General features: G+C 64.4%; 22 protein-coding genes. 19 read left to right on the top strand and 3 right to left on the bottom strand.

Going from position 1 to position 23,230, the window contains the following annotated elements:
- The first annotated feature begins 1 nt into the window (after position 1).
- The 7 genes from ASD80_RS16735 (at position 2) to ASD80_RS16705 (ending at position 5,562) form a co-directional block, all read left to right on the top strand.
- On the top strand, positions 2-487 hold the full coding sequence (locus ASD80_RS16735; protein ID WP_056235369.1) for a copper chaperone PCu(A)C: 486 nt from the start codon (positions 2-4) through the stop codon (positions 485-487).
- Positions 487-1,077: an SCO family protein gene (locus ASD80_RS16730; protein WP_056235366.1), complete on the top strand. Its 591-nt coding sequence runs from the start codon at positions 487-489 to the stop codon at positions 1,075-1,077. Before ASD80_RS16735 ends, ASD80_RS16730 begins: the two co-directional genes overlap by 1 nt.
- Before the next feature lie 162 nt (positions 1,078-1,239).
- The gene (locus ASD80_RS16725) at positions 1,240-2,160 is read left to right on the top strand and encodes a siderophore ABC transporter substrate-binding protein (RefSeq protein WP_056235361.1); all 921 of its coding nucleotides are present in this window, start codon (positions 1,240-1,242) and stop codon (positions 2,158-2,160) included.
- 77 nt (positions 2,161-2,237) lie between these two features.
- A complete protein-coding gene (locus ASD80_RS16720; protein ID WP_056235360.1) occupies positions 2,238-3,200 on the top strand; it encodes an ABC transporter permease in 963 nt (320 codons plus the stop codon).
- Between the two features lie 164 nt (positions 3,201-3,364).
- A complete protein-coding gene (locus ASD80_RS16715) occupies positions 3,365-4,324 on the top strand; it encodes an iron chelate uptake ABC transporter family permease subunit (protein WP_056235357.1) in 960 nt (319 codons plus the stop codon).
- Positions 4,321-5,079 carry an ABC transporter ATP-binding protein gene (locus tag ASD80_RS16710; protein ID WP_056235354.1) on the top strand — a complete coding sequence of 253 codons (759 nt, stop codon included), beginning with the start codon at positions 4,321-4,323 and terminating at the stop codon, positions 5,077-5,079. The genes ASD80_RS16715 and ASD80_RS16710 overlap by 4 nt, the downstream gene beginning before the upstream one ends.
- A gap of 84 nt (positions 5,080-5,163) precedes the next feature.
- Positions 5,164-5,562, top strand: coding sequence for a VOC family protein (locus ASD80_RS16705; protein ID WP_056235351.1), 399 nt, complete (start codon positions 5,164-5,166; stop codon positions 5,560-5,562).
- A gap of 81 nt (positions 5,563-5,643) precedes the next feature.
- Here the strand turns inward: ASD80_RS16705 and ASD80_RS16700 are convergent, their stop codons facing one another.
- The 3 genes from ASD80_RS16700 to ASD80_RS16690 are packed head-to-tail and all read right to left on the bottom strand — an operon-like array spanning position 5,644 to position 9,404.
- The gene (locus ASD80_RS16700) at positions 5,644-7,203 is read right to left on the bottom strand and encodes a hypothetical protein (RefSeq protein ID WP_056235348.1); all 1,560 of its coding nucleotides are present in this window, start codon (positions 7,201-7,203) and stop codon (positions 5,644-5,646) included.
- A 4-nt stretch (positions 7,204-7,207) separates the two neighbouring features.
- A complete protein-coding gene (locus tag ASD80_RS16695) occupies positions 7,208-8,146 on the bottom strand; it encodes a DUF6384 family protein (protein ID WP_156460514.1) in 939 nt (312 codons plus the stop codon).
- A gap of 31 nt (positions 8,147-8,177) precedes the next feature.
- Positions 8,178-9,404, bottom strand: coding sequence for a hypothetical protein (locus ASD80_RS16690; protein WP_056235343.1), 1,227 nt, complete (start codon positions 9,402-9,404; stop codon positions 8,178-8,180).
- Between the two features lie 234 nt (positions 9,405-9,638).
- Between ASD80_RS16690 and ASD80_RS16685 the strand changes: the two genes are divergently transcribed.
- From ASD80_RS16685 to ASD80_RS16635, 12 genes are all read left to right on the top strand, one after another.
- Positions 9,639-10,103 (top strand): CoxG family protein, encoded by a 465-nt coding sequence (locus tag ASD80_RS16685; RefSeq protein WP_056235340.1) that lies wholly within the window; start codon positions 9,639-9,641, stop codon positions 10,101-10,103.
- A 250-nt stretch (positions 10,104-10,353) separates the two neighbouring features.
- Positions 10,354-10,476 carry a hypothetical protein gene (locus tag ASD80_RS19225; protein WP_274532325.1) on the top strand — a complete coding sequence of 41 codons (123 nt, stop codon included), beginning with the start codon at positions 10,354-10,356 and terminating at the stop codon, positions 10,474-10,476.
- A gap of 210 nt (positions 10,477-10,686) precedes the next feature.
- Complete coding sequence (locus ASD80_RS16680; protein ID WP_413813386.1) at positions 10,687-11,676, top strand: BMP family lipoprotein; 990 nt, start codon at positions 10,687-10,689, stop codon at positions 11,674-11,676.
- A gap of 28 nt (positions 11,677-11,704) precedes the next feature.
- Positions 11,705-13,315, top strand: a complete 1,611-nt coding sequence (locus ASD80_RS16675; protein WP_056235444.1) for an ABC transporter ATP-binding protein — start codon at positions 11,705-11,707, stop codon at positions 13,313-13,315.
- On the top strand, positions 13,312-14,442 hold the full coding sequence (locus ASD80_RS16670) for an ABC transporter permease (RefSeq protein ID WP_056235335.1): 1,131 nt from the start codon (positions 13,312-13,314) through the stop codon (positions 14,440-14,442). The genes ASD80_RS16675 and ASD80_RS16670 overlap by 4 nt, the downstream gene beginning before the upstream one ends.
- 1 nt (position 14,443) lies before the next feature.
- Positions 14,444-15,409: an ABC transporter permease gene (locus tag ASD80_RS16665; protein ID WP_056235332.1), complete on the top strand. Its 966-nt coding sequence runs from the start codon at positions 14,444-14,446 to the stop codon at positions 15,407-15,409.
- Between the two features lie 21 nt (positions 15,410-15,430).
- Positions 15,431-15,841, top strand: coding sequence for a cytidine deaminase (locus tag ASD80_RS16660; protein ID WP_056235328.1), 411 nt, complete (start codon positions 15,431-15,433; stop codon positions 15,839-15,841).
- A 166-nt stretch (positions 15,842-16,007) separates the two neighbouring features.
- On the top strand, positions 16,008-16,802 hold the full coding sequence (locus ASD80_RS16655; RefSeq protein WP_056235325.1) for a purine-nucleoside phosphorylase: 795 nt from the start codon (positions 16,008-16,010) through the stop codon (positions 16,800-16,802).
- A complete protein-coding gene (deoC, locus tag ASD80_RS16650; RefSeq protein WP_056235323.1) occupies positions 16,799-17,788 on the top strand; it encodes a deoxyribose-phosphate aldolase in 990 nt (329 codons plus the stop codon). Before ASD80_RS16655 ends, deoC begins: the two co-directional genes overlap by 4 nt.
- A 176-nt stretch (positions 17,789-17,964) precedes the next feature.
- Entirely contained in the window at positions 17,965-20,364 is a 2,400-nt protein-coding gene (locus tag ASD80_RS16645) for an aldehyde dehydrogenase family protein (protein WP_056235442.1), read from the top strand.
- A gap of 147 nt (positions 20,365-20,511) precedes the next feature.
- A complete protein-coding gene (gene deoA / locus ASD80_RS16640) occupies positions 20,512-21,831 on the top strand; it encodes a thymidine phosphorylase (protein WP_056235319.1) in 1,320 nt (439 codons plus the stop codon).
- Positions 21,832-22,012: 181 nt separating this feature from the next.
- Complete coding sequence (locus tag ASD80_RS16635; RefSeq protein WP_056235315.1) at positions 22,013-23,230, top strand: phosphopentomutase; 1,218 nt, start codon at positions 22,013-22,015, stop codon at positions 23,228-23,230.

Below are 23,230 nucleotides of genomic sequence, written 5' to 3'. Positions count from 1 at the left end.
CATGATCAAACTGCTTCGTGCCGCCCTTGCGGCCGCCATTCTTGTCGCCACGCCCGCTTTCGCCCATAACGGCGTCACCCATCTTGGCGATATCAACATTTCGCTGCCCTTTACCCGCGCCACCCTGCCCAATGCGCCGGTGGCCGGCGGCTTCCTCACCATCGAGAATATCGGCAGCGAGCCGGACCGCCTGATCTCGGTCAGTTCGTCCATCGCCGGGGAAACCCAGATTCATGAAATGGCCATGCAGGGCGACGTCATGAAGATGCGCCCGCTCGCCGATGGTCTCGAAATTCCCGCCGGCGAAACCGTTGTCCTCGCCCCCGGCGGCTTCCACATCATGTTCATGGGCCTCAAGCAGACGCTGGTCGAAGGCGAAACCGTTGCCGTCACCCTGACCTTCGAAAAGGCCGGCTCGGTCGAAATCCTGCTGCCGGTCGAGGCCGCAGCGGCCGATGCCCCGACGGCCATGGAGCACGCACACTGATGGCTCTCCGCACCATCCGCACCTGGCTCTGGGTGGCGGTGATTGCGCTGGCGCTGGTGGGGGGCACTGCTGCCTTCCTGCTGCGCCAGTCGCCGCCCGCCAGCGGCTTCGGCGTGGCCGAATTCGACCTCGTCGACCAGAACGGCAACCCGGTCGATGAGGCCGTGTTTGTCGGCCATCCCTCGGCTTTGTTCTTCGGCTTCACCCATTGCCCGGAAGTCTGCCCCACCACCATGGCCGAGATGAGTGCCTGGTTCGACGCCCTGGGCGATGAAGGCGCCGACCTCCGCGCCTGGTTCGTCAGTATCGACCCCGAACGCGATACGCCCGAAGTGCTGGGCGATTATGTGAGCTGGGTCAGCGATCGCATCACCGGCATTACCGGCGCCCCCGACCAGATCGATCGTCTGGCCGATGCCTGGGGCGTGTTCCACGAAAAGGTGCCGCTCGAAGGCGGCGACTACACCATGGACCATACGGCCTCGGTTTTCCTGCTCGATGCCAGGGGCCAGTTCCAGGGCACCATCGCCTACCGCGAAGACATGGCGACGGCGCTCGGCAAGCTGCGCAACCTGCTCGCCAAGTCCTGACGCGCATGCCCGATCCGATTAAGTTCGGGTCGGGCAATTTAAAGATGACAGACTGCGTCATATTATCTTTTGACTCCGCCAATCGCTGTGGCTACGAAACCGGACAGACGTAATCATGTTTGATTGCGCGCCCCGTTCATTGCACCCGATTGGAAGAATCAGATGCTCAACCGTTCTCCCGCCATTCTCGCCGCTTTCGTTGCCGGCGCCCTGTCGTTCACGGCCATGACCGCCGTCGCGCAGGACAAGGTCATCACCCACCCGCAGGGCGAAACCACTATTTCCGGCGTTCCCGCCAAGGTGCTGGTGCAGGATTGGGCGGCCTTCGACAATCTCAATGCCCTCGGCGTGGCCGTTGCCGGTGTCCCGTCCTCCAACGGTCCGAGCTATCTCGCCGACGCCGTTCCGGCCGACGCTATCCAGATCGGTTCGCTGTTCGAGCCCGATTTCGAAGGCATCGCCGCTGCTGAAGCCGATGTCTATTTCGTCGCCGCCCGCTCGGCCTCGGCCTACGAGACCTCCAAGGATCTGGTCCCCACCATCGATCTGAGCGTCAACAACGGCGCCATCATCGAAGGCGTCAAGGCCAACATCACCAAGCTCGGCGACGTCTTCGACCTGCAGGACAAGGCCGCTGAACTCAACGCCGCGCTCGATGCCAAGGTCGACGCGGTCAAGGCCGCTGCCGAAGGCAAGGGCGATGCCCTGGTCCTGGTAACCAATGCCGGCAATCTCGGTGTCTACGGTCCCGACTCGCGCGTCTCCTGGGTCTATAACGAAGTCGGCATCGCCTCGGCTTTGGCCGACGTGAAGGATGGCGACCATGGCGGCGACGCCGTGTCGTTCGAATTCCTGCTCGAAGTAAACCCCGACTGGGTCTTTGTCGTCGACCGCGATGCCGGCACCGGCGAAAACACCGGCGCCGCTGCCGCCCTGCTCGACAACGAGCTGTTCAACCAGACCACCGCCGCCCAGCAAGGCCACGTCGTCTATCTCGACCCCCAGGCCGCCTACATCACCATGCACGGCTACCAAGGCGTGATGTTGCTGCTCGACCAGGTCCTGGCCGGCCTCAACGGCTGATCTGACTGGCGCTTCTGCGCCGACCCTGACCCGGCGTGCCCTGCACGCCGGGTTGTCTCGTGAAAGGAAGTCCCCGATTGCGCTGGCTAGGCCTTGCCATTGTGGTGACCATCGTTCTGGCCATCATCAGCCTCTTCGTCGGCGTCAGCGACGTGTCGCTGGGCGCGCTGCTGTCCTCCAGCCCCGAAGATCGCCCCATGCAGGTGCTGCTGATCAGCCGTATCCCGCGCACCCTCGCCATCATCCTCTCCGGCGCCTCCATGGCCATTGCCGGGCTGGTGATGCAGATGGTCGTGCGCAATCGCTTCGTCGAGCCTTCCACCGCGGGCACCACTGAATCCGCCAGCCTCGGTTTTCTCGTTATAACCCTCCTGGCCCCCGGCTGGCCGCTCATGGGCAAGATGCTGGTTTCGGCGCTGTTTGCCTTGGCTGGCACCGCGCTCTTCCTGCGCATCCTGCGCGCCGTGCCTTTGCGCGACGTGCTGCTGGTGCCGCTGGTCGGCATCATGCTGGGCGGCATTATCGGCGCCGTCACCGCCGTCATCGCCTATCGCTACGGCCTCATGGCCTCGCTCCTCGCCTGGAGCATGGGCGATTTCTCCGGCATCCTGCGCGGCCGCTATGAACTGCTCTGGATCGGGCTGGCTTGCTGCATCCTCGCCTATATCGCTGCCGACCGTTTCACCGTGGCCGGCATGGGCAAGGATTTCACCACCAATCTGGGCCTCAATTACCAGCGCGTCATGGTGCTGGGCCTGGTCATCGTCTCGCTGGTCAGCGCGGTCGTGCTGGTCTCGGTCGGCTCGATCCCCTTCCTCGGCCTCATCGTGCCCAATCTCGTCAGCCTGATGGTCGGTGACAACATGCGGCGGACTGTGCCCTGGGTGGCCCTGGGCGGTGCCGGCTTCGTGCTGGCCTGCGATATCGTCGGGCGCATCGTGCGCTATCCCTACGAAATCCCGATCAGCGTCGTGGTGGGTGTGCTCGGCAGCATGATCTTCCTGTTCCTCCTGCTCCGGACGCGCCGCCATGCTGCATGAGCGGCCCGTATCTGTGATCGCTGAAGGTGCACTTCCCTCCCCCTTGAGGGGAGGGATCGAGGGTGGGGGTGTCGAGCTACCAGCGCGCTCGACATCCGACACCCCCACCCCAGCCCTCCCCTCAAGGGGGAGGGAGCAGACCGTGCGTGGGGAAGCTGCGCAGCATGACTAGGCTCTCGCGCCCCGCGCTCGTCCTCATCACCCTCTGCCTCCTGGCTTTGGTCTCCATCGCCTGCTTCATGACGCTCGGCGCCAAGGGCAACTGGAGCTTCGTGCTCTCCTTCCGCGGCAAGAAGCTCGCCTCGCTCCTGCTGGTGGCCCACGCGGTGGCCGTCTCCACCGTCCTGTTCCAAACCGTCACTAACAACCGCATCCTCACGCCCTCGATCATGGGCTTCGACGCGCTCTACGTGCTGATCAAGACCGGCGTCGTCTTCTTCCTCGGCGTCGGTGCGCTGACATCGATCGACTCGCAGATGCAGTTCGGCCTCGAAGTGCTGGTCATGGTGGCCTTTTCCGGCCTGCTGTTCCGCTGGCTGTTCCTCGGCGAGGAGCGGAGCCTGCACCTGCTGGTGCTGGTCGGCATCGTCTTCGGCATCCTGTTCCGCAGCCTCAGCCAGTTCATGCAGCGCATGCTCGATCCCGGCGCCTTCAACGTGCTGCAGGACACCTTCTTTGCCAGCTTCGCCACCACCGATCCCACCCTGCTGCTCATCTCCGCCATCATTGTCGGCCTCGTGACGATAGCGGCCCTGCGCATGCTGCACAGCTTCGACGTGCTCTCGCTGGGCCGCACCCATGCCATCAACCTGGGCGTCAACTACAAGCGCACTGTCGTCATCATCCTGATCCTGGTGTCCATCCTCGTCGCCGTCTCCACGGCCCTGGTCGGCCCCGTCACCTTCTTCGGCCTGCTCGTCGCGACTCTCGCCCATTCCCTCATCGGCAACAGCCGCCATCACTTTGTGCTGCCGGCCGCGGTGCTGCTGGCCATCATCTGCCTCGTCGGCGGCCAGACCCTGCTCGAACGCGTATTCGCGTTCGACACGGCCTTGTCCATCATCATCGAATTTCTGGGCGGCATCGTCTTCATCGCCCTCGTCCTGCGGAGAGCTGCCCGATGATCGTCACATCAGAGGTCACCAAATCCTACGGCGCGACTGCCGTGGTCGATGGCGTCAGCCTCACCCTGCCATCAGGCGGCATCACCTCCATCATCGGCCCCAATGGTGCAGGCAAGTCCACGCTCCTTTCCATGGTCAGCCGCCTCATGGCCATGGACAAGGGCAGTGTCACCGTGGATGGCCTCGACGTCACCTCCACCCCTAGCGACGTGCTGGCGCGGCGCCTCTCCATCCTGCGCCAGGAAAACCACATGACCGCCCGCCTCACCGTGCGCGATCTCGTGAGTTTCGGCCGCTACCCCTATACCAAGGGGCGCCTCACCCTGGACGACAAGCGCCATATCGACGAGGCCATCACCTATCTCAACCTGACCGAACTGACCGATCGCTTCCTCGATGAGCTGTCCGGCGGCCAGCGCCAGCGCGCCTTCGTCGCCATGGTGCTGTGCCAGGATACCGATTATGTCCTGCTCGACGAGCCACTCAACAATCTCGACATGAAGCACGCCATGGGCATGATGAGGCTGCTGCGCAAGGCGGCCAACGAGCTGGGCAAGACCGTGGTTCTGGTCCTGCACGACATCAACTTCGCCTCCTGGTATTCCGACTATATTGTCGCCATGAAACAGGGCCGGGTGGTCAACCAGGGCCCCGCTGCGCACATGATCGACCCCGCCGTGCTGTCCGACATCTACGACATGGAGATCAAGGTCCACGAAATCGGTGGCCAGCGGATTTCGGTCTATTACGAATAGGATCTCCGGCCACCGTGCCATTCCCGCCTTCGCGGGAATGACGTGGTGGGGTAGTCTCGTTCCTCCAGTATCAGGAGCTGCCCCATGAAGCCGTCGATTTCCATCATCACCATCGGCGTCGACGACCTGGAGCGGGCTTTCGCCTTCTATCGCACCCTGTTCGACATTGCCGACGAGCAGATCGGGGCAGGGGAGGACCATGTGGCCTTTTTCTTCCCCAACGACTTTTCCTTCGTGCTGTTCCCGCGCGACCAGATCGCCCAGACGGCGGGCAAGGACGCCGCGGTGGCCGGTACGCCCGGCTTCGTGTTGAGCCACCAGGCATCGAATCCGGCCGAAGTCGATGCCATCCTGCACAAGGTCCTGCTGGCCGGCGGCGCCATCATCACCGAAGCCACCCTGTCCGAATGGGGCTATTCCGCCTATTTCGAAGACAGCGAAGGCAATGTCTGGGAACTGATGGCCCAGCCGCCGGCGAACTGAGGCTGAGCTACCGTGCCACGCCCTCATGGTGAGGTGCGAGCCCTTTCGCGAGCCTCGAACCACGAGGCGTGGCACGATGCCCTAAAACCCGCCGCCCGTCTTGAAGCCGGAATGCTTGCGCGTGCCCACCGAGCCGGTGCGCGGGCGCGAAAATCCGCCGCCGCTGCCGGACCCGCCGCCCCAGCCGCCGCCGAAGCCACCTGAACCGCCCTTGCTCTTGGTCTTGCCGCTACCCCCGCCGCCAAAGCTGGAATCGGGCCAGTTGAAACTGCTGCCGCCGGCATCGGGCCAGGGCGAATTTGAGCGTGAGCGGCCATTATTTGGCAGCCCTACGCCGCCGCCCCAGTCACTCGTGCCGGCGCTCCAGTTCTGGCTGCGCCGCCACTGGTCCCAATAGGAGGCGGCCGAAATGCCGCCACGCAGGAAGTCGTTGAGCACGTCGCCGACCAGTTTCTCGTCGCGGAAGGTCGAGCGCGGATCGTCGAACCGCTGCTTCTTGAATTCCCACTGGATGTCTTCCAGCTCGCGCCGCCGCGCCGCCAGGGTCTTGAGGCGTTCGTTCTGCTCGCGCGTCTCGCCTTCCTCTTCCTTGGCGCGGGCACGGGCATCGTCGATCTGGGCAACGATGGTGTCGTCCTGACCGGTGCGGGTGCGGCGCGCTTCGGCCAGCAGGGTCTGGATATCCTCGCGGCCCAGCGCCGTCGCCAGTTCCGATAGCGCCCCCTCGAACGCCGGATTGCCGCCTTGGGACAGTTGGCCCAGCGATTCGGCGGCCTCGTCGCGCCGGTCTTCGGTGGCGACGATCTCGGCATCAAGCGTGTCGATCCTGCGCTGCGCCACTTCCATGGCCTCGCGTATCGGCTTGCCGCCGGCCGCGTCGATGGCCGCCGTTTCCAGCGCGTCGACCTCGGCCTCCGCCGCCTTGGCATTTTCGATCTGCCGCTCGGCATGCTCACGCAGCCGCAGCGGAATTTCGTTCAGCATGGCAAAGTTCGGCCGCGCTTTCTGGAAGGCGATGAGGTTGGCCACCAGCCCGTCGAAATAGCGGATGAGGTTGTTGGCGCGATAGCTGGCGGTGCCATAGCCGGCCTCCCACAGATACATGAACAGCGGATCGTCGCGATAGGGCTTGCCCTTCTCGTCGCGATCGGTTTCGGCCTGTTCGGTCTTGCGCATCGACTGCGCCGCCACATCGGCCAGTTCTGTCGCCCGGCTGCGCTTGCTGGAAAATTCGGGATCCTTGGCGATGCTGTCGCCCAGCCTGGCCGCCAGGGCCTTGAGTTCAGCCTGGTGCCCCTCGAATGTCTTGAGCGTTTCGGTCCGGTCCGCGGTCAGTTTCGCCAGCGCCGCGTCGATATCGGCCACGTTCTTTTCGGCCTTGCTCAAATCCTTGGTATGGGCCTTGAGCATGTCGCGCGCCTTGCCTTCGGCCGCCGAAATGCGTCCGTCCAGCTCGCCCTGCACCGCCGGGTCGAGCCGCAACTGCGCCAGTTGGCGAAACAGTTCGGCCTCGCTTTCGCGAATCTTGCCCAGCTTTTCGGCCGAACGCGCCAGGCGCCTGGAGATTTCCTCCTCTTCGCGCCTGATGTCGCGCATGGCGTCATCCAGGCTCGCCAGCGCTTCGGGTCCACGGATACTCATTGCCCTACCACCGTGTCACTGCGCCGCCGAGAACCGGCATGTTGTATTCGACATCGAGGAAGCCGTCCGATTTGCGCCCGACCTCGTTGATTTCGATGATGCCATCGTCGCTTTTGTCGGCGGCAACCCCGTCATAGACCGCCTCGGGCACGCGCAGGCCCCACATGTCCACGATTTCGGTTTCCCCGTTTTCCTCGTTGAGGATGGGCAGGCTCAGCGCCTTGCCGTCCGCGTCCAGCGCCTCGACGACGATATAGTAGTTGGTGGCGGCGGTATTGACCTCGGGAATGGTCCAGAAGCCCGAGCGCACACCGGAGCGGTTGACCACGCGCAAGGTATATTCCTGGCGCAACTGGTCGCGCAAAGCGGTCAGGTGTGCCACCGCCTCCTCGGCGGCCACACGGTTGCCCTCGGCGGCAAAGGTCTTGCCGCGGGTGCGCAGGGCCTCGGCGTCGAGCACCGCCTGCTGCACCTTGGTTTCCTCGAAAATGGTCTGGTAGAGCGCATCCATCTGCGCCGGCAGGCCCTCGCTGAGTTCAACCCGGGCCGCCTCGGCGACGCCGTTCTGATAGGGCTGCCACACCCCGAAATAGCCCACGCCCAGCACCAGCAGCGCGATTAGCGCCGCGCCCACCGGCTTGCCCCAGTTTTTGCGGCCCACATAAAGCCGGGCCATCGTCGTGCCGAAGCCCGGCTTGGGCGGGTCGTAGACGAAGCGGCTTTCCTGCAGGGCCGCCACGCCTTCCTTGAGGATATGGTCGGGTACCTCGATGCCCTGCTGGTGGTAGATGTCGCGCAGCTTGTCGATGAGCTGGCGTTCCTTGGCATCGGTGCCAAGTTCACGCACGGCCAGATCCTGCCGGTGACGGAGCGTGTCGACCACGTCCATCGCCAGCATGACTTCATCCAGGGGCGCAGCGGGTTTCGCTGTCACGTCACTCATTGTTGGCGTTCACCCTTGGTCCGTTCGCCTCTCAGTTCCTGGTTTCGAGCAGCAGCGCATTGCCATCGGCCGCCAGCGCGGCCAGCCGGCGCTTGCCGTCTTCCACCGCGTCGCGGATTTCGGCGGAATTCTTGGTCGAGGCCACGCGCATCTCGTTGATGATGGTGCGGCTCTTCTCCTGGAAATTGACCACCGAGTCGACCAGCTTCTTGACCGCATCGGCGCGCACCGTCGGACCATAGCCGGCCTTGACCGCTTCTTCCTGCACCTTGTCGCCGATTTCCGAGAGGGTTTCGAGGCTCTTGCTCATCCCTTCCTTCATGGCGTTGAGCGTCTCGGTCGATTCATGCAGCCCGAACATGCCGGTGAACGAGGCCGAAAGCGCCGTCAGCACGGTTTCGTTGGTCGAGAAGAACGAGATCGACTGCTGGTAGACGCGCTCCTTGGCATTGGTCGTCTGCATCAGCCGCGCCATCACCACTTCGGATGTATTGTAGGAAATGGTGAGGTTGTCCGAGAGGTCCTTGGCGATCTGGTAGCGCTTTTCCTCGTTCTGCATCTCGCGCAGCTTCTCGTCGCGATCCATTTCGAGCCGCGCTCGGTCGGCCGGCACCGTACCGGCATAGCCGGCAACGGCGGCAGAGGCTGTTTCAAGGATGGTCTTTTTCTCGCCCAGCCGCTTCTCGGCGGTCTGCAGCACTTCGAGCGCCATCACCTCGGACTGTTTCAGCGCGCCACGGAAATCGCGATAGGCTTCGAGGATCGTCTGCTCGCGATCGATCTGGTCCTTGGTGTCCCTGGTCACTTCGAGATAGGTGTCGCGGATCTTGTTGAAGCGCTGGGCGATATCGCCCCGGCTCACCTTCATCCACACATTGGAGGCGCGCTCCAGCAGGTCGAGTTTGTTGTCGGCCAACTGGTCGACCATGCCCTTGGCGTCGTCGCGGATCGAATCGAACCCCTTGGTGATATCCTCATAGCGCTCGCCGATCTTCATGGCGGCGATCTGCTCGCGCACCACTTCGTTGAAGGCGCTCGCCTGGCTCAGCGTGCGGCCGATCAGCACCACGCGGGTTTCGTCGAGTTCGGTGATCTGGCTGAGCAGGCCGGTGATCGGCTGTTCGCCCTGCTGCTCGGGCCACACGCCCAGGTCGCGGATGGCGTTGACCGCCTTGTCCAGATACTGCAGCGGCTTTTCCGCCAGGACGGCAACAGGACTTGCCTTGGTCTCGGTTGCAGTGGTCACTTCCTCGGCCATTATTCGCTCCCCGTATCTCGCTATGCGGCTGAATGCGCAGTACACGCCTATAGATTGCTGCTGCCCGGCCCGCTGACAATTGCAAGGCGGCGCGGCTGCAACTATTTAGACCATATTGGTGCGAAAAAGCCGCACGTAAAGAGCGGGAAGGCACGCAATGGCCGGCACTTGTTTCACGACCCATCGCGGCGGTATTGCGGCAGGGGCCTTGCCGCGCCGGTCCGGTGGCCGCTGATGGATTTCGGCGGCCGCTACCACATCGCCGCGCCGCGTGCCGCCGTCTGGGCCGCGCTCAACGATACCGCCATGCTCAAGGCCGCCATTCCGGGCTGCCATCGCATCGAATGGGCCGGCGAAACCGCGCTCGATCTCGAAATCAAGGTCAATCTCGGTGTCGTCCATCCGGTGTTCAAGGGCGACCTGACCCTGGCCGGCATTGTCCCGGCCGAGCGTTATACGCTGTCGGGCAAGGGCAAGGGCGGCCTGCTCGGACTGGCCGAGGGTTCTGCCGATATCGTGCTGGCCGATGACGGCGAGGGGACGCTGCTGGTCTTCACCGCCATTGGCGGGGCCTCGGGCCAGATCATGCGGCTGGGCAAGGCCATCATCGGCAATTCCGCCCAGAAGGTGATCGACGGCTTCTTCGAGCGCTTCGGTGACGCGATGGGGGCTGACGTGACGCCGCTGGGGGCGAAGTAGGGCACGCCCTCGTGGTTCGAGGGTCGCTGCGCTCCCGCCTCGCCATGATGGCTACTCTTGATATGGCGCTCCAGTAGCCCTCATGGTGAGGTGCGCGTCCTTCACGCGCCTCGAACCACGAGGGCGTGACCCTGCTCCGCCGCCTTAACCTCTCCCTAACCACGCCGTATTCTGCCCTCAAGGCATCACAATCGCACGACCTTTGCCGGGTTATGACGGGGCGGTCCCGTCAATTTGAAGCAAATCCGAAATGTCCGCCCGCACCCGTGATACCATCGCTCTGTTCGCCATCGCCTCGGGCGCTATCCTGGCGGTGCTTTATGCCGATGCCGACCTGGGCCAGGTGTTCCAGGCCATCCTGGCGCACTGGTGAGCGGCTGCCCAGGCGGTGGGCAATATGCTGCCGCTGCGCTGAGCGTTGCGGCCAAAATTTGACCAATCGGAAAAATATCGGCGATTCCCTCTTGCAGGCGCCCCGTTTGCACGATTTTATCGGCTGTTAGCGCACGGAGATTGTCCGTCGGAGCCTCATGCCGACGCTCATGTGCGAGACAGGGAGACGAACTCAATGAAACTTTCCACCATTACCAAGGCCATTGCTGGCGGCGTCGCGCTGAGCGCGATCCTCACCGGTGCCGCCTTCGCCGATCCCGCCGTGATCTACGATCTGGGCGGCAAGTTCGACAAGTCGTTCAACGAAGCCGCCTATAACGGTGCCGAAGCCTGGAAGACCGCCACGGGCGGCACCTATCTCGATCTCGAGCTGCAGAACGACGCCCAGCGCGAACAGGCCCTGCGCCGCTTCGCTGGCCAGGGCGCCAACCCGATCGTGATGGCCGGCTTCTCCTGGACCGCCGCGCTGACCACCGTCGCCCCGGAATTCCCCGATATCAACTTCGTGGTGATCGACACCGTCGTCGACGCGCCCAACGTGCAGTCGATCATTTTCGATGAGCATACCGGCTCGTTCCTCGTCGGCGCCCTCGCAGCTCTCAAGTCCGAAACCGGCACTGTCGGCTTCGTGGGCGGCATGGACGTTCCGCTGATCCACAAGTTCTATTGCGGCTACGCCCAGGGCGCCAAGGCCGTGAATCCGGACATCAACCTGATCGAAAACTACACCGGCACCACCCCGGCCGCCTGGAATGACCCGGTGACCGCGGGCGAACTGACCAAGGCCGCCATCGATGCCGGCGCCGACGTGATCTTCGCCGCCGCCGGTGGCTCGGGCCTCGGCGTGCTGCAGGCTGCCAAGGATGCCGGCAAGTTCTCCATCGGTGTGGACTCCAACCAGAACTACCTGCAGCCCGGCTCGGTGCTGACCTCGATGCTCAAGCGCGTCGACGTCGCCGTGGAAACCGCGCTGACCGAGGCGGCCGACGATGCCACCTTCAAGCCGGGCCTGACCATCATGGGCCTGGCCCAGGATGGCGTGGGCTATGCGCTCGACGACAACAACGCCTCGCTCATCACCGATGACATGAAGGCCAAGGTGGACGAGCTGTCGGCCCAGATCCAGTCTGGCGCCATCACCGTCCACGACTACACCACCGACTCGACCTGCCCGCTCTAAGCGACGCTGGATGAGCCAGGATGGCCCCATGAACCCGCAGCGGCCGGAAACGGCCGCTGCTTCTGCCCCGGCCAACGGCTGGGCGATCGAGCTTGAGAAGATCAACAAGCGGTTTGGCGCGGTTCACGCCAACAAGGACATCGACCTCAAGGTTCAGCGCGGCACCATCCACGGCATCGTGGGGGAGAACGGCGCGGGCAAGTCGACGCTCATGTCCATTCTCTACGGTTTCTACACCGCCGACAGTGGCACCATCCGTGTCAACGGCACTCAGCATGCCATCACCGACAGCCGCCATGCTTTGGCGCTCGGCATCGGCATGGTTCATCAGCATTTTATGCTGGTCGACAATTTTTCCGTCCTCGAAAACATCGTGCTCGGCGCCGAGGACAGCGGCTTCATCAAGCCCAGCCTCGATCGCGCCCGCAAGGAGCTCGACCGGCTCGAAGCCGAATACGATCTCGAGGTCGATCCCGATGCCATCATCGAGGATATCTCGGTCGGCCAGCAGCAGCGCGTGGAAATCCTCAAGGCGCTGTATCGCGGCGCCGAAACCCTCATTCTCGACGAGCCGACGGGCGTCTTGACGCCCAAGGAGGCCGACGACCTGTTCCGCGTGCTGCGCACCCTGCGCGAACAGGGCAAGACGGTGATCCTGATCACTCACAAGCTGCGCGAAATCATGGCCATTACCGATTCCGTCTCGGTCATGCGTCAGGGCGAGATGGTGGCGACGCTCGAAACCGCGGCCACCAGCCCCGAGGAAATCGCCGAGCTGATGGTGGGCCGCCGCGTGCTGCTGCAGGTGGACAAGGGCCCCGCCAATCCCGGCAAGACTCTGCTCGAAGTGCAGAACCTGGTCGTCGCCGACGATATGGGCGTCACGCGCGTCAAGGATGTGAGCTTTTCCGTGCGCGCCGGCGAGATCATCGGCATTGCCGGCGTTTCCGGCAACGGCCAGTCCGAATTGCTGGAATCCATTTCCGGCATGCGCGACCAGCAGGCGGGCAATGTCCTGCTCAATGGCCAACCCCTCTCGCTCGAAGGCGATGACGGCGCCGCCCGCGCCCGCGCTGCCGGCCTGGCCCATGTGCCCGAAGACCGCCAGCGTATGGGCCTGGTGACGACCTTTTCCGAATGGGAAAACGCCATCCTGGGTTATCAGGACAGCCCCGAATACGGCGCTGGCGCCCTGCTCGATATCGGCGCGGCCAAGCAGGCTGCTGCCAACCATATCAAGCTGTTTGACGTGCGCCCGGCCAATATCGGCCTCAAGACCTCGCTATTCTCCGGCGGCAACCAGCAGAAGATCGTGCTGGCGCGGGAGATGGAGCGCGACCCTGACGTGCTGGTCATCGGCCAGCCGACGCGCGGCGTCGATATCGGCGCCATCGAGTTCATTCATAAGGAAATCATCAAGATGCGGGACGAGGGCAAGGCCATCCTGCTCGTCTCGGTGGAACTGGATGAAATCCGCTCGCTCGCCGACCGCATCCTGGTGATGTTCGACGGCGTCATCGTCGGCGAGGCCGATCCGGCCACCGCCACCGAAGGCGAACTCGGCCTGATGATGGCCGGCATCAACAACAAGACCGCGCCACGCGGCCTCGGCATCGCCGAACAGGGACCCCTCCCATGAGCGCCCGCAGACCCCTCCCGCGCTGGGCCGATGTCGCCCTGCTGCCGGCCATCAACCTGGCGCTGGCCTTCCTCGTCTCCGGGCTGGTGGTGCTGCTGGTCGGCGAAAACCCGTTCCACGCCATCCAGGTCATCATCTACGGCGCCTTCGGCTATGGCGATGGTTTCGGCTATACGCTCTATTACACCACCAATTTCGTCTTTACCGGCCTTGCTGTCGCCGTGGCGGCGCATGCGGGCCTGTTCAATATCGGCGGCGATGGCCAGGCCTATGTCGCCGGGCTGGGCGCCGTCGTCGTGGCGCTGGCGCTCGACCAGACCCATTGGCTGATCGCCATGCCGGCCGCCGTGATCGCCGCCGCTGCCGTGGGCGGTTTCTGGGCCTTCATTCCCGGCTGGCTGCAGGCCAAGCGCGGCAGCCATGTCGTCATCACCACCATCATGTTCAACTTCATCGCCGCCGCGCTGATGGTCTACATGGTCAATCGCGTGCTCAAGCCCGCCAGCACCATGGCGCCGGAATCGGCGACCATCGATGTGGCCGGGCGCGTGCCGCAGCTGCGCCAGTTCTTCTCCTTCTTCGGCTATTCGCCGGTGAACCTGTCCATCGTCATCGCCGTGCTGGCGCTGATCGGGGTCTATATCCTCATCTGGCACACCAAGTTCGGCTATGCCATGCGCGTGCTGGGCGCCAATCCCACCGCCTCGCGCTATGCCGGCATTTCCAACTCCCGGATGATCATGATCACCATGACCATTTCCGGGGCTCTCGCCGGCATGGTGGCGATCAACGAGGTCATGGGCGTGCAGAACCGTCTGGTGCTCGATTTCGTCGCCGGCGCCGGCTTCGTCGGCATCGCCGTGGCGCTGATGGGCCGCAACCACCCGATCGGCATCGCGCTCGCCGCCTTGCTGTTCGGCGCGCTCTATCAGGGCGGGCAGGAGCTGCAATTCGTCATTCCCGGCATTACCCGCGAAATGATCGTGGTCATCCAGGCTCTCGTGATCCTGTTCACCGGCGCCATGGAGGGCCTGTTCCGCCCCTCGCTCGAGCGGGCCTTCATGCTGCTGACGCCCGAGCAGAAGGCCGAGGCCATCGCCGTCTCCACCGCCAAGTCGGAGAGCTGACATGGATCTCGCTGTCATCCTCTCCATTCTCGATGCCACCATCCGCCTGTCGACGCCCTTGCTGCTGGCGTGCCTCGCCGGCATGTATTCCGAGCGCGCCGGCCTGTTCGATATCGGCCTCGAGGGCAAGATGCTGGCGGCGGCCTTTGCTGCCGGCGCCGTCGCCGCCATTTCCGGCTCGGCATGGCTGGGGCTCATGGCCGGCATGGTGGTTTCCCTCGGCACTTCGCTCCTGCAGGGCGTCGCGGCCATTTCGCTCAAGGGCAACCAGCTCATTGCCGGCGTCGCCATCAACATGCTCGCCGCCGGCATGACCACATTCCTCGGCCAGACCTGGTTTCATCAGGGCGGCCGTACCCCGCCGCTGGGTGAGGGCGGCCGTTTCGAGACCATCACGCTGCCCTTCGCCAACGAACTGGCGGGCGTGCCCATTCTCGGGCCCATCTATGCCGACCTGATTTCGGGCCACTATATCCTGGTCTATATCGCCTTCATCATGGTGGCGGTCACCTGGTTCGTGCTGTTCCGCACCCGCTTCGGCCTGCGCCTGCGCGCCGTGGGCGAAAACCCCAAGGCGGTGGATACCGCCGGCATTTCGGTGGTCAAGCTGCGCTATCAGGCGGTCATCATCACCGGCCTGCTCTGCGGCCTGGCCGGCGCCTATTTCTCCATCGCCCAGGGCTCCGGCTTCGGCAACAACATGACAGCCGGCAAGGGCTATATCGCGCTCGCGGCGCTGATCTTCGCCAAGTGGAAGCCGGTGCCGGCCATGTTCACCTGCCTGCTGTTCGGCTTCCTCGATGCGCTGCAAATTCGCCTGCAAAGCGCCGAGCTGTTCGGCATCGAAGTGCCGGTGCAGGCCATCCAGGCTTTGCCCTATGTGCTGACGGTGGTCCTGCTGGCCGGCTTCATCGGCAAGGCCGTGGGCCCCAAGGCCGGTGGCGTACCCTATACCAAGGAGCGCTAGCCCGGCGGCTGGCGGCATGACATGTCGAAGACTCCGACCGACCAGGCCTTGTTCAAGGCCGCCGAAGCCGTTCGCGCCAAGGCCTACGCGCCCTATTCCCGCTTTTCGGTGGGTGCCGCCATCCTGGCCGATGACGGCAAGATTTATTCGGGCTGCAATATCGAGAATGCCGCCTATCCGGTGGGCAACTGTGCCGAGGCCTCGGCCATAGCGGCCATGATTGCGGGCGGCGGCAAGCGCATCACCCGCATCTATGTCACCGGCCCCGGCAAGGCGCCGGTCACCCCCTGCGGCGCCTGCCGCCAGCGCATCCGCGAATTCGCCGACCTTACGGTGCAGGTGATCTCCCACGGCGTCGATGGCGCGCCGCTGGTCGCCACCCTCGAACAGTTGCTGCCGCACAGCTTCGGCCCGGAGTTTTTGGGGAAATGACCGGTCTGGGCACAAAACCATCAGTATGGGTTCCCTCCCCCTTGAGGGGAGGGACAGGGTGGGGGTGTCGCGCCATCCGCGAGCTCGATGCTTGTTGGACCTTCGACACCCCCACCCCCAGCCCCTCCCCTCAAGGGGGAGGGGAGCCAGATGTCGAGATTGCCCGATGAGCAAAGCCGCCAAAACCATCCAGAAGATCGCCGGCAAGCAGCCCATAGCCGCCGCCATCGTGCTCGGCTCGGGCCTGTCGGCCATTGGCGACCTGCTCGGCGACAAGCTCGCCATCCCCTATTCCGAGCTCAAGGGCTTTCCCGGCGGCGGCGTTTCCGGCCATGGCCGCGACCTGCTGATCGGCACGCTGGGCGGCAAGCGCGTCGCTGTGCTCACCGGCCGCGAGCATTATTACGAACACGGCAATGCCGCCGCCATGCGCCCGGCGCTCGAAGCCATGGCCGACCTGGGTGCTGAAACGCTGCTGCTGACCAATTCGGCCGGCTCGGTCGATGAGCGCTTCCGCCCCGGCGACCTGATGCTGATCGCCGATCACATCAACTATGCCGGCATGAACCCGCTCATTGGCGAACCCACCGACCGCCGCTTTGTGAACATGGTCGATTGCTATGCCCCCGACCTGCGCGCCAAGGCGCAGGGCCTGGCCGAGCGCTTGGATATCAGGCTCGGGGAGGGCGTCTATCTCTGGTATTCCGGCCCGAGCTTCGAAACCGTCGCCGAAATCCAGATGGCCATTCGTCTGGGCGCCAATGCCGTCGGCATGTCCACGGCACCAGAAGTCATCCTGGGGCGTTTCCTTGGCATGAAGGTCTGGGCCTGCTCGTCCATCACCAATATGGGCGCGGGCCTGTCGGCCGAAAACATCAGCCATGAGCATACCAAGACCATGGCAGTGCAAGGCGCGGAAAAGCTGAAAAAGCTCATCCCCGCGCTGGTGGAGGAACTATGAGCCTGCGTGTCGTAGACAACAGCCATTCCGAGGCGACCCACAAGCGCAATCCCGGTTTTCCGCTCGATCTCGACTGGGTCGAGCGCATCCGCATGAACCGTTCGGCACTGGAGCGCCGCGCCGGCACTATCGGCACCCGCCGCACCGTGAAAAAGGACTACCAGCTCGCCTGGCTGCTCAAGGCGATCACGCTGATCGACCTGACGACGCTCAATTCCGACGATACCGATGGCCGCGTCGAGCGCCTTTGCGCCAAGGCCCACCATCCCCTGCGGCAGGATATTCTCGACCGCCTCGATGTCGGCAGCCTGCGCATCCTGCCCGGCGCCGTCTGCGTCTACCACAACTTCGTCAAGACCGCCGTGACGGCGCTGGACGGCACCGGCATTCCGGTCGCCGCCGTCTCCACCGCCTTCCCCCATGGCCTCGCTCCGGTCGAAACCAAGCTCCGCGAAATCGAGCTGTCAGTGGCCGATGGTGCGAAAGAGATCGATATCGTCATCGAACGCGGCATGGTCCTGCGCGGCGACTGGCAGGCGCTCTACGATCAGGTCCAAGCCTTCCGCAAGGCCTGCGGCGACGCCCATATCAAGACCATCCTGGGCACCGGCGAACTCGCCACCCAGACCAATATCGCCAAGGCAAGCCTCGTCTGCATGCTGGCCGGCGCCGATTTCATCAAGACCTCCACGGGCAAGGAAAAGGTCAATGCCAACCTGGTCACCAGCCTGACCATGATCCGCATGATCCGCTGGTTCGCCGAGGAAACCGGTATCGAGATCGGCTACAAGCCCGCCGGCGGCATCGCCACGGCGGGCGACGCCATCAAATACATGGCGCTGATGAAGGAAGAACTGGGCACCAACTGGCTCCAGCCCCACCTCTTCCGCTTCGGCGCATCGAGCTTGCTGACCGACATAGAGCGCCAACTGGAACACGGCCTCACCGGCCACTATGCGGCGGATTATCGCCAGCCGATGGTTTGAGTTTCCGAGGCGGGCTTCGTGCCCCCTCATCCGGCGCTGCGCGCCACCTTCTCCCACGAGGGGAGAAGGGGAACCGACTGAAGACTCTCTGCTCCGTCCCCTTCTCCCCTCGTGGGAGAAGGTGCCCGAAGGGCGGATGAGGGGGAGGGCGTGCAATGCGCGCCGAGGAGATTGAAATGAACAAGATCGCGCAAATCTTCCAGTCGCTCGACTATGGCCCGGCCCCCGAAGGCCCCGACCAGGCCAATGCTTGGCTCGACAGCCATGGCCGCAAGTTCGGCCATTTCATCGACGGCAAATGGACCAAGCCCGGCAAGACCTTTGCGTCGGACAATCCCGCCACCAGCCAGAAGCTGGCCGACATCACCGACGGCACCGCCGCGGATGTCGACAAGGCCGTCAAGGCCGCCCGCTCTGCCTTCAAATCGTGGTCGGCCCTTTCAGGCTATGAGCGCGGCAAATATCTCTACGCCATCGCCCGCGCCATCCAGAAGCACAGCCGGCTCTTCGCGGTGCTCGAAACCATGGACAATGGCAAGCCGATCCGCGAAAGCCGCGATATCGATATCCCCCTCGTCGCCCGCCATTTCTACCACCATGCCGGCTGGGCCCAGCATCTGAGCCGTGAATTCCCCGACGCCGTGCCCTATGGCGTCTGCGGCCAGATCATCCCGTGGAATTTCCCGCTGCTGATGCTGGCCTGGAAGATCGCCCCGGCTTTGGCCGCCGGCAATACGGTCGTGCTCAAGCCCGCCGAATTCACCTCGCTGACCGCTTTGCTCTTTGCCGAGATTTGTGAGCGCGCCGGCCTGCCCAAGGGCGTCGTCAACATCGTCACCGGCGAAGGCGATACCGGCGCCGCCATCGTCAATCACCCTGACATCGACAAGATCGCCTTCACCGGCTCCACCGAAGTCGGCAAGATCATCCGTCAGGCCACGGCTGGCTCCGGCAAGGGCCTCAGCCTCGAGTTGGGCGGCAAGTCGCCCTATATCGTCTTCGAGGATGCCGATATCGACAGCGCCATCGAAGGCCTGGTCGATGCCATCTGGTTCAATCAGGGCCAGGTCTGCTGCGCCGGCTCGCGCCTCCTCGTGCAGGAAAGCATCGAGACCCGCTTCATCGCCAAGCTCAAGAAGCGCATGTCCACGCTCCGCGTCGGCGACCCGCTCGACAAATCCGTCGATATCGGCGCCCTGGTCGCACCCGTGCAGGTCGAACGCATCCGCGACCTGATGCAGCGCGGTACCAAGGAAGGCGCCGTGATCTATGAGCCCGATGGTGAGTTGCCCGGCGGCACCTGCTTCCTTAAGCCCGTCCTCGTCACCAATGTCTCGCCCGCCAACACATTGGTAGCCGAGGAAATCTTCGGCCCGGTCCTCGTCGCCATGAGCTTCCGTACCCCCGAGGAGGCGGTGGCGCTGGCCAACAACACCAAATACGGCCTCGCCGCCACCATCTGGAGCGAGAACATCAATCTGGCGCTCGACATTGCCCCCAGGATCAAGGCCGGCGTGGTCTGGATCAACGGCACCAACAATTTCGACGCCGCCGTCGGCTTCGGCGGCTACAAGGAAAGCGGCTTCGGCCGCGAGGGCGGCCGTGAAGGCATGAGTGCCTACTTGAAGCCGGCATGGGAAAAAAACCTCAAGCCCGCATCCAAGAGTAGCCCTCATGGTGAGGCGGGAGCGCCAGCGATCCTCGAACCACGAGGGCGTGGCACGAACCCCCTCGACACCGCCCATCTCGACCAGACCGCCAAGATGTATATCGGCGGCAAGCAGGCCCGCCCCGATAGCGGCTATTCCCGCCCCGTACTCGATCCATCGAGCAAGCTGGTCGGCGAAGTCGGCGTCGGCAACCGCAAGGATATCCGCAACGCCGTCGAAGCCGCCCGCGCCGCATCAGGCTGGTCCACTTCAGCGGCCCATACGCGCGCGCAAATCCTTTATTTCCTCGCCGAAAACCTCGACTACCGCCGCGACGAATTCGCCGCCCGCCTCAAGGCCCAGACCGGCCAGGACGGCGCCGAGGAAGTCGCGCTATCCGTCGAGCGCCTCTTCGCCTTCGCCGGCTGGGCCGACAAATATGACGGTGCCATCCACAATCCGCCCCAGCGCATGGTGGCCGCCGCCATGGTCGAACCGCTGGGCGTCATGGGCATCGTCGCCCCGCAAAGCCGCCCGCTGCTCGGCTCCATCGCCCTGCTGGCGCCGGCTTTGGCCATGGGCAACACCGTGGTTCTGGTCCCCTCGGCCAACTCGCCGCTCAGCGTCACCGACCTCTATCAGGTTCTCGAAACCTCCGACGTCCCCTCCGGCGTCGTCAACATCGTCACCGGCGACGGCGTCACTCTCGCCAAGACCCTGGCCGAACATGACGGCGTCGACGCCCTCTGGTTCGCCGGCACGGCCGAAGCCTCCGCCATGGTCGAAAGGGCCTCCGCCGGCAACGTGAAACAGACCTGGACCACCCGCGGGCTCGCCTACGACCTGGCCGACCGCCGTTTCGAAGGTGACTACTTCCTGGCCAAGGCCACCCAGGTCAAGAACGTCTGGATTCCCTACGGGGCATAACGCCCCTTCATCCGGTGCTACGCGCCACCTTCTCCCACGAGGGAGAAGGGAACCGACTGAGAATTTTCGGCTCCATCCCCTTCTCCCCTCGTGGGAGAAGGTGCCCGAAGGGCGGATGAGGGGGCCTTCCAACCAGGCACCAATCCAATGGTCTTCCTCCCCCAAGAAGTCATCCTCAAAAAGCGCAACGGCGACACCCTCGCCCCCGCCGAGATCGCCGATTTCATCGCCGGCTTCGCCGCCGGCACCGTCTCGCACGCGCAAGCCGCCGCCTTCGCCATGGCCGTCTATTTCCAGGACATGACCATGCCCGAGCGCGTTGCGCTCACCCTGGCCATGCGCGACTCTGGCACCGTGCTCGATTGGTCCGACCTCGATGGCCCGGTGGCCGACAAGCATTCCACCGGCGGCGTCGGCGACAATGTCAGCCTCATGCTCGCGCCGATCCTGGCCGCAACCGGCATCTACGTCCCGATGATATCAGGCCGTGGCCTCGGCCATACCGGCGGCACGCTCGACAAATTCGATTCCATCCCCGGCTACACCACCAGTCCTGACAACACCCTGTTCCGCAAGGTCGTCCGCAAAGCCGGCTGCGCCATTATCGGCCAGACCGCCGATCTCGCCCCCGCCGACAAGACGCTCTACGCCATTCGCGATGTCACCGGCACGGTCGAATCCATCGCCCTCATCACCGCGTCGATCCTGAGCAAAAAGCTCGCCGCCGGCCTCGGCGCGCTGGTGCTCGACGTCAAGACCGGCTCCGGCGCCTTCATGCCCACGCTGGAAAAGTCCCGCGCTCTGGCCCAGAGCCTGGTCGAGGTCGCCAATGGCGCCGGCCTCAAAACCAGCGCCATCGTCACCGACATGAACGAGCCCCTGGCATCAGCCGCCGGCAATGGCCTTGAAGTCCGCAACGCCGTCGATTTCCTCACCGGCACGCACCAGGACGCCCGCCTGCGCGCGGTCACGCTCGCCCTCTGCGCCGAAGCCGCGCGCATGGCCGGCACGGCCGCCACATCCGATGCGGCCCTCGCCCTTGTCACCGACGCCCTCGATAGCGGCCGCGCCGCCGAGCATTTCGCTCGCATGGTGACAGCCCTTGGCGGCCCCGCCGATTTCACCGCCAATATGAATCGCCACCTCGCCCCGGCCCCCATCATTCGCGACGTCTTTGCCGCAGAGCAGGGCGCCATCGTCGATATCGACACGCGCGGCGTCGGCATGGCCGTCGTCGCCCTGGGCGGTGGCCGCACCATGCCCACTGATAGCATCGATCACCGCGTCGGCTTCGACCGCCTCGCCGCCCTCGGCACCACCGTTGATGCGCAGACCCCCATCGCCCGCATTCACGCGGCCGACGAAGCCAGCGCCGCCGATGCCGAAGCCCGCCTCAAATCCGCCTATCGCCTCGGCGACACCCCGCCGCGCCACGAGCTGATCGCGGACAGGATCATGCCGGTGTAGAATGACAGATCAGGCTTTGGAAGCGGCGGCCCTTTCGCCTCCCTCCCCCTTGAGGGGAGGGACCGAGGGTGGGGGTGTCGAGGTTTCAACAGACATCAGGTTCGGGGGCGCGACACCCCCACCCCTAGCCCCTCCCCCTTGAGGGGAACGACCCCATTCGATTCACTCCGGAGTAACACCCATGCCCCGCGCCATTCTCTGCATTCTCGATAGCGTCGGCATTGGCGGCGCCCCCGACGCCGACAAATATGGCGATACCGGCTCCAACACCTATGGCCACATCGCCGAATGGGCGGCCGCCGGCAAGGCCGATCGCGCGGGCCTGCGCGCCGGCCCGCTCCACGTGCCCAATATGGATGCGCTGGGCATCGGCGCCGCCATCCAGCTCTCCACCGGCAAGTTGCCGCCCAATCTGTCCGCCACGCCCAAGGGCGGTCGCTTCGGCGTCGGTCGCGAAGTCAGCAATGGCAAGGACACGCCCTCGGGCCATTGGGAAATCGCCGGGGTCCCCGTCCCCTTCGATTGGGGCTATTTCCCCCAGGCCGAGCCCACTTTCCCGCCCGAGCTGATCGAGCAATTCATCGCCCGCGCCAAGCTCCCCGGCATTCTCGGCGACAAGCACGCCTCGGGCACCACCATCATCGCTGAACTGGGCGAGGAGAGCATCCGGTCAGGCAAGCCCATCTGCTACACCTCCATCGACTCGGTGTTCCAGATCGCCGCCCACGAGACCCATTTCGGCCTCGATCGCCTCTACGAGATTTGCCAGATCGCCTTCGAGCTGACCGAGCCCCTGATGATCGGTCGGGTCATCGCCCGCCCCTTCGTCGGGGAGGATGCGGCGAGCTTCAAGCGCACCGGCAATCGCCGCGACTTTGCCATCGCCCCGCCCGAGCCGACTTTGCTCGATCGCAACCAGCAGGCAGGCAACCAAGTCTATGCCATCGGCAAGATTTCCGACATCTATGCCGGCCACGGCGTCACCCACAAGATCAAGGGCACGGGCCTGCCCCAACTCTTCGACAAGACGCTCGACGCCATGGAAATGGCGGCCGACAACGCCTTCATCATGACCAATTTCGTCGATTTCGACAGCGAATACGGCCATCGCCGCGACGTGCCTGGCTATGCCGCGGCGCTCGAATATTTCGATTCCCGCCTGCCAGAACTGATCAGCGAGCTCCGTCCCGACGATCTGCTGGTCCTCAGCGCCGATCACGGCAACGATCCCACCTGGCAGGGCACCGACCACACCCGCGAACAGGTGCCGATCCTGCTTTTTTCCCCAAGCCTGGCGCCGGGGGAGATTGGCATTCGCACCACCTTCGCCGATATTGGCGAAAGCATTGCCCACTGGCTCGGCCTCGCGCCCGGCCGTCACGGCAAGTCTTTCCTCTAG

Source organism: Devosia sp. Root635 (genome assembly GCF_001427605.1).
Taxonomy (GTDB): domain Bacteria; phylum Pseudomonadota; class Alphaproteobacteria; order Rhizobiales; family Devosiaceae; genus Devosia.
The sequence above is the reverse complement of the archived record's forward strand: the minus strand, read 5'-3'. Positions and strand labels throughout refer to the sequence as shown.

What these genes read in the sequence shown, in the direction of transcription:
- ASD80_RS16735 (WP_056235369.1), top strand. Translation starts at nt 2, where the DNA reads ATGATCAAACTGCTTCGTGCCGCCCTTGCGGCCGCCATTCTTGTCGCC.
- ASD80_RS16730 (WP_056235366.1), top strand. Translation starts at nt 487, where the DNA reads ATGGCTCTCCGCACCATCCGCACCTGGCTCTGGGTGGCGGTGATTGCG.
- ASD80_RS16725 (WP_056235361.1), top strand. Translation starts at nt 1,240, where the DNA reads ATGCTCAACCGTTCTCCCGCCATTCTCGCCGCTTTCGTTGCCGGCGCC.
- ASD80_RS16715 (WP_056235357.1), top strand. Translation starts at nt 3,365, where the DNA reads ATGACTAGGCTCTCGCGCCCCGCGCTCGTCCTCATCACCCTCTGCCTC.
- ASD80_RS16710 (WP_056235354.1), top strand. Translation starts at nt 4,321, where the DNA reads ATGATCGTCACATCAGAGGTCACCAAATCCTACGGCGCGACTGCCGTG.
- ASD80_RS16705 (WP_056235351.1), top strand. Translation starts at nt 5,164, where the DNA reads ATGAAGCCGTCGATTTCCATCATCACCATCGGCGTCGACGACCTGGAG.
- ASD80_RS16700 (WP_056235348.1), bottom strand. Translation starts at nt 7,203, where the DNA reads ATGAGTATCCGTGGACCCGAAGCGCTGGCGAGCCTGGATGACGCCATG.
- ASD80_RS16695 (WP_156460514.1), bottom strand. Translation starts at nt 8,146, where the DNA reads ATGAGTGACGTGACAGCGAAACCCGCTGCGCCCCTGGATGAAGTCATG.
- ASD80_RS16690 (WP_056235343.1), bottom strand. Translation starts at nt 9,404, where the DNA reads ATGGCCGAGGAAGTGACCACTGCAACCGAGACCAAGGCAAGTCCTGTT.
- ASD80_RS16685 (WP_056235340.1), top strand. Translation starts at nt 9,639, where the DNA reads ATGGATTTCGGCGGCCGCTACCACATCGCCGCGCCGCGTGCCGCCGTC.
- ASD80_RS19225 (WP_274532325.1), top strand. Translation starts at nt 10,354, where the DNA reads ATGTCCGCCCGCACCCGTGATACCATCGCTCTGTTCGCCATCGCCTCG.
- ASD80_RS16675 (WP_056235444.1), top strand. Translation starts at nt 11,705, where the DNA reads ATGAACCCGCAGCGGCCGGAAACGGCCGCTGCTTCTGCCCCGGCCAAC.
- ASD80_RS16670 (WP_056235335.1), top strand. Translation starts at nt 13,312, where the DNA reads ATGAGCGCCCGCAGACCCCTCCCGCGCTGGGCCGATGTCGCCCTGCTG.
- ASD80_RS16665 (WP_056235332.1), top strand. Translation starts at nt 14,444, where the DNA reads ATGGATCTCGCTGTCATCCTCTCCATTCTCGATGCCACCATCCGCCTG.
- ASD80_RS16660 (WP_056235328.1), top strand. Translation starts at nt 15,431, where the DNA reads ATGTCGAAGACTCCGACCGACCAGGCCTTGTTCAAGGCCGCCGAAGCC.
- ASD80_RS16655 (WP_056235325.1), top strand. Translation starts at nt 16,008, where the DNA reads ATGAGCAAAGCCGCCAAAACCATCCAGAAGATCGCCGGCAAGCAGCCC.
- deoC (WP_056235323.1), top strand. Translation starts at nt 16,799, where the DNA reads ATGAGCCTGCGTGTCGTAGACAACAGCCATTCCGAGGCGACCCACAAG.
- ASD80_RS16645 (WP_056235442.1), top strand. Translation starts at nt 17,965, where the DNA reads ATGAACAAGATCGCGCAAATCTTCCAGTCGCTCGACTATGGCCCGGCC.
- deoA (WP_056235319.1), top strand. Translation starts at nt 20,512, where the DNA reads ATGGTCTTCCTCCCCCAAGAAGTCATCCTCAAAAAGCGCAACGGCGAC.
- ASD80_RS16635 (WP_056235315.1), top strand. Translation starts at nt 22,013, where the DNA reads ATGCCCCGCGCCATTCTCTGCATTCTCGATAGCGTCGGCATTGGCGGC.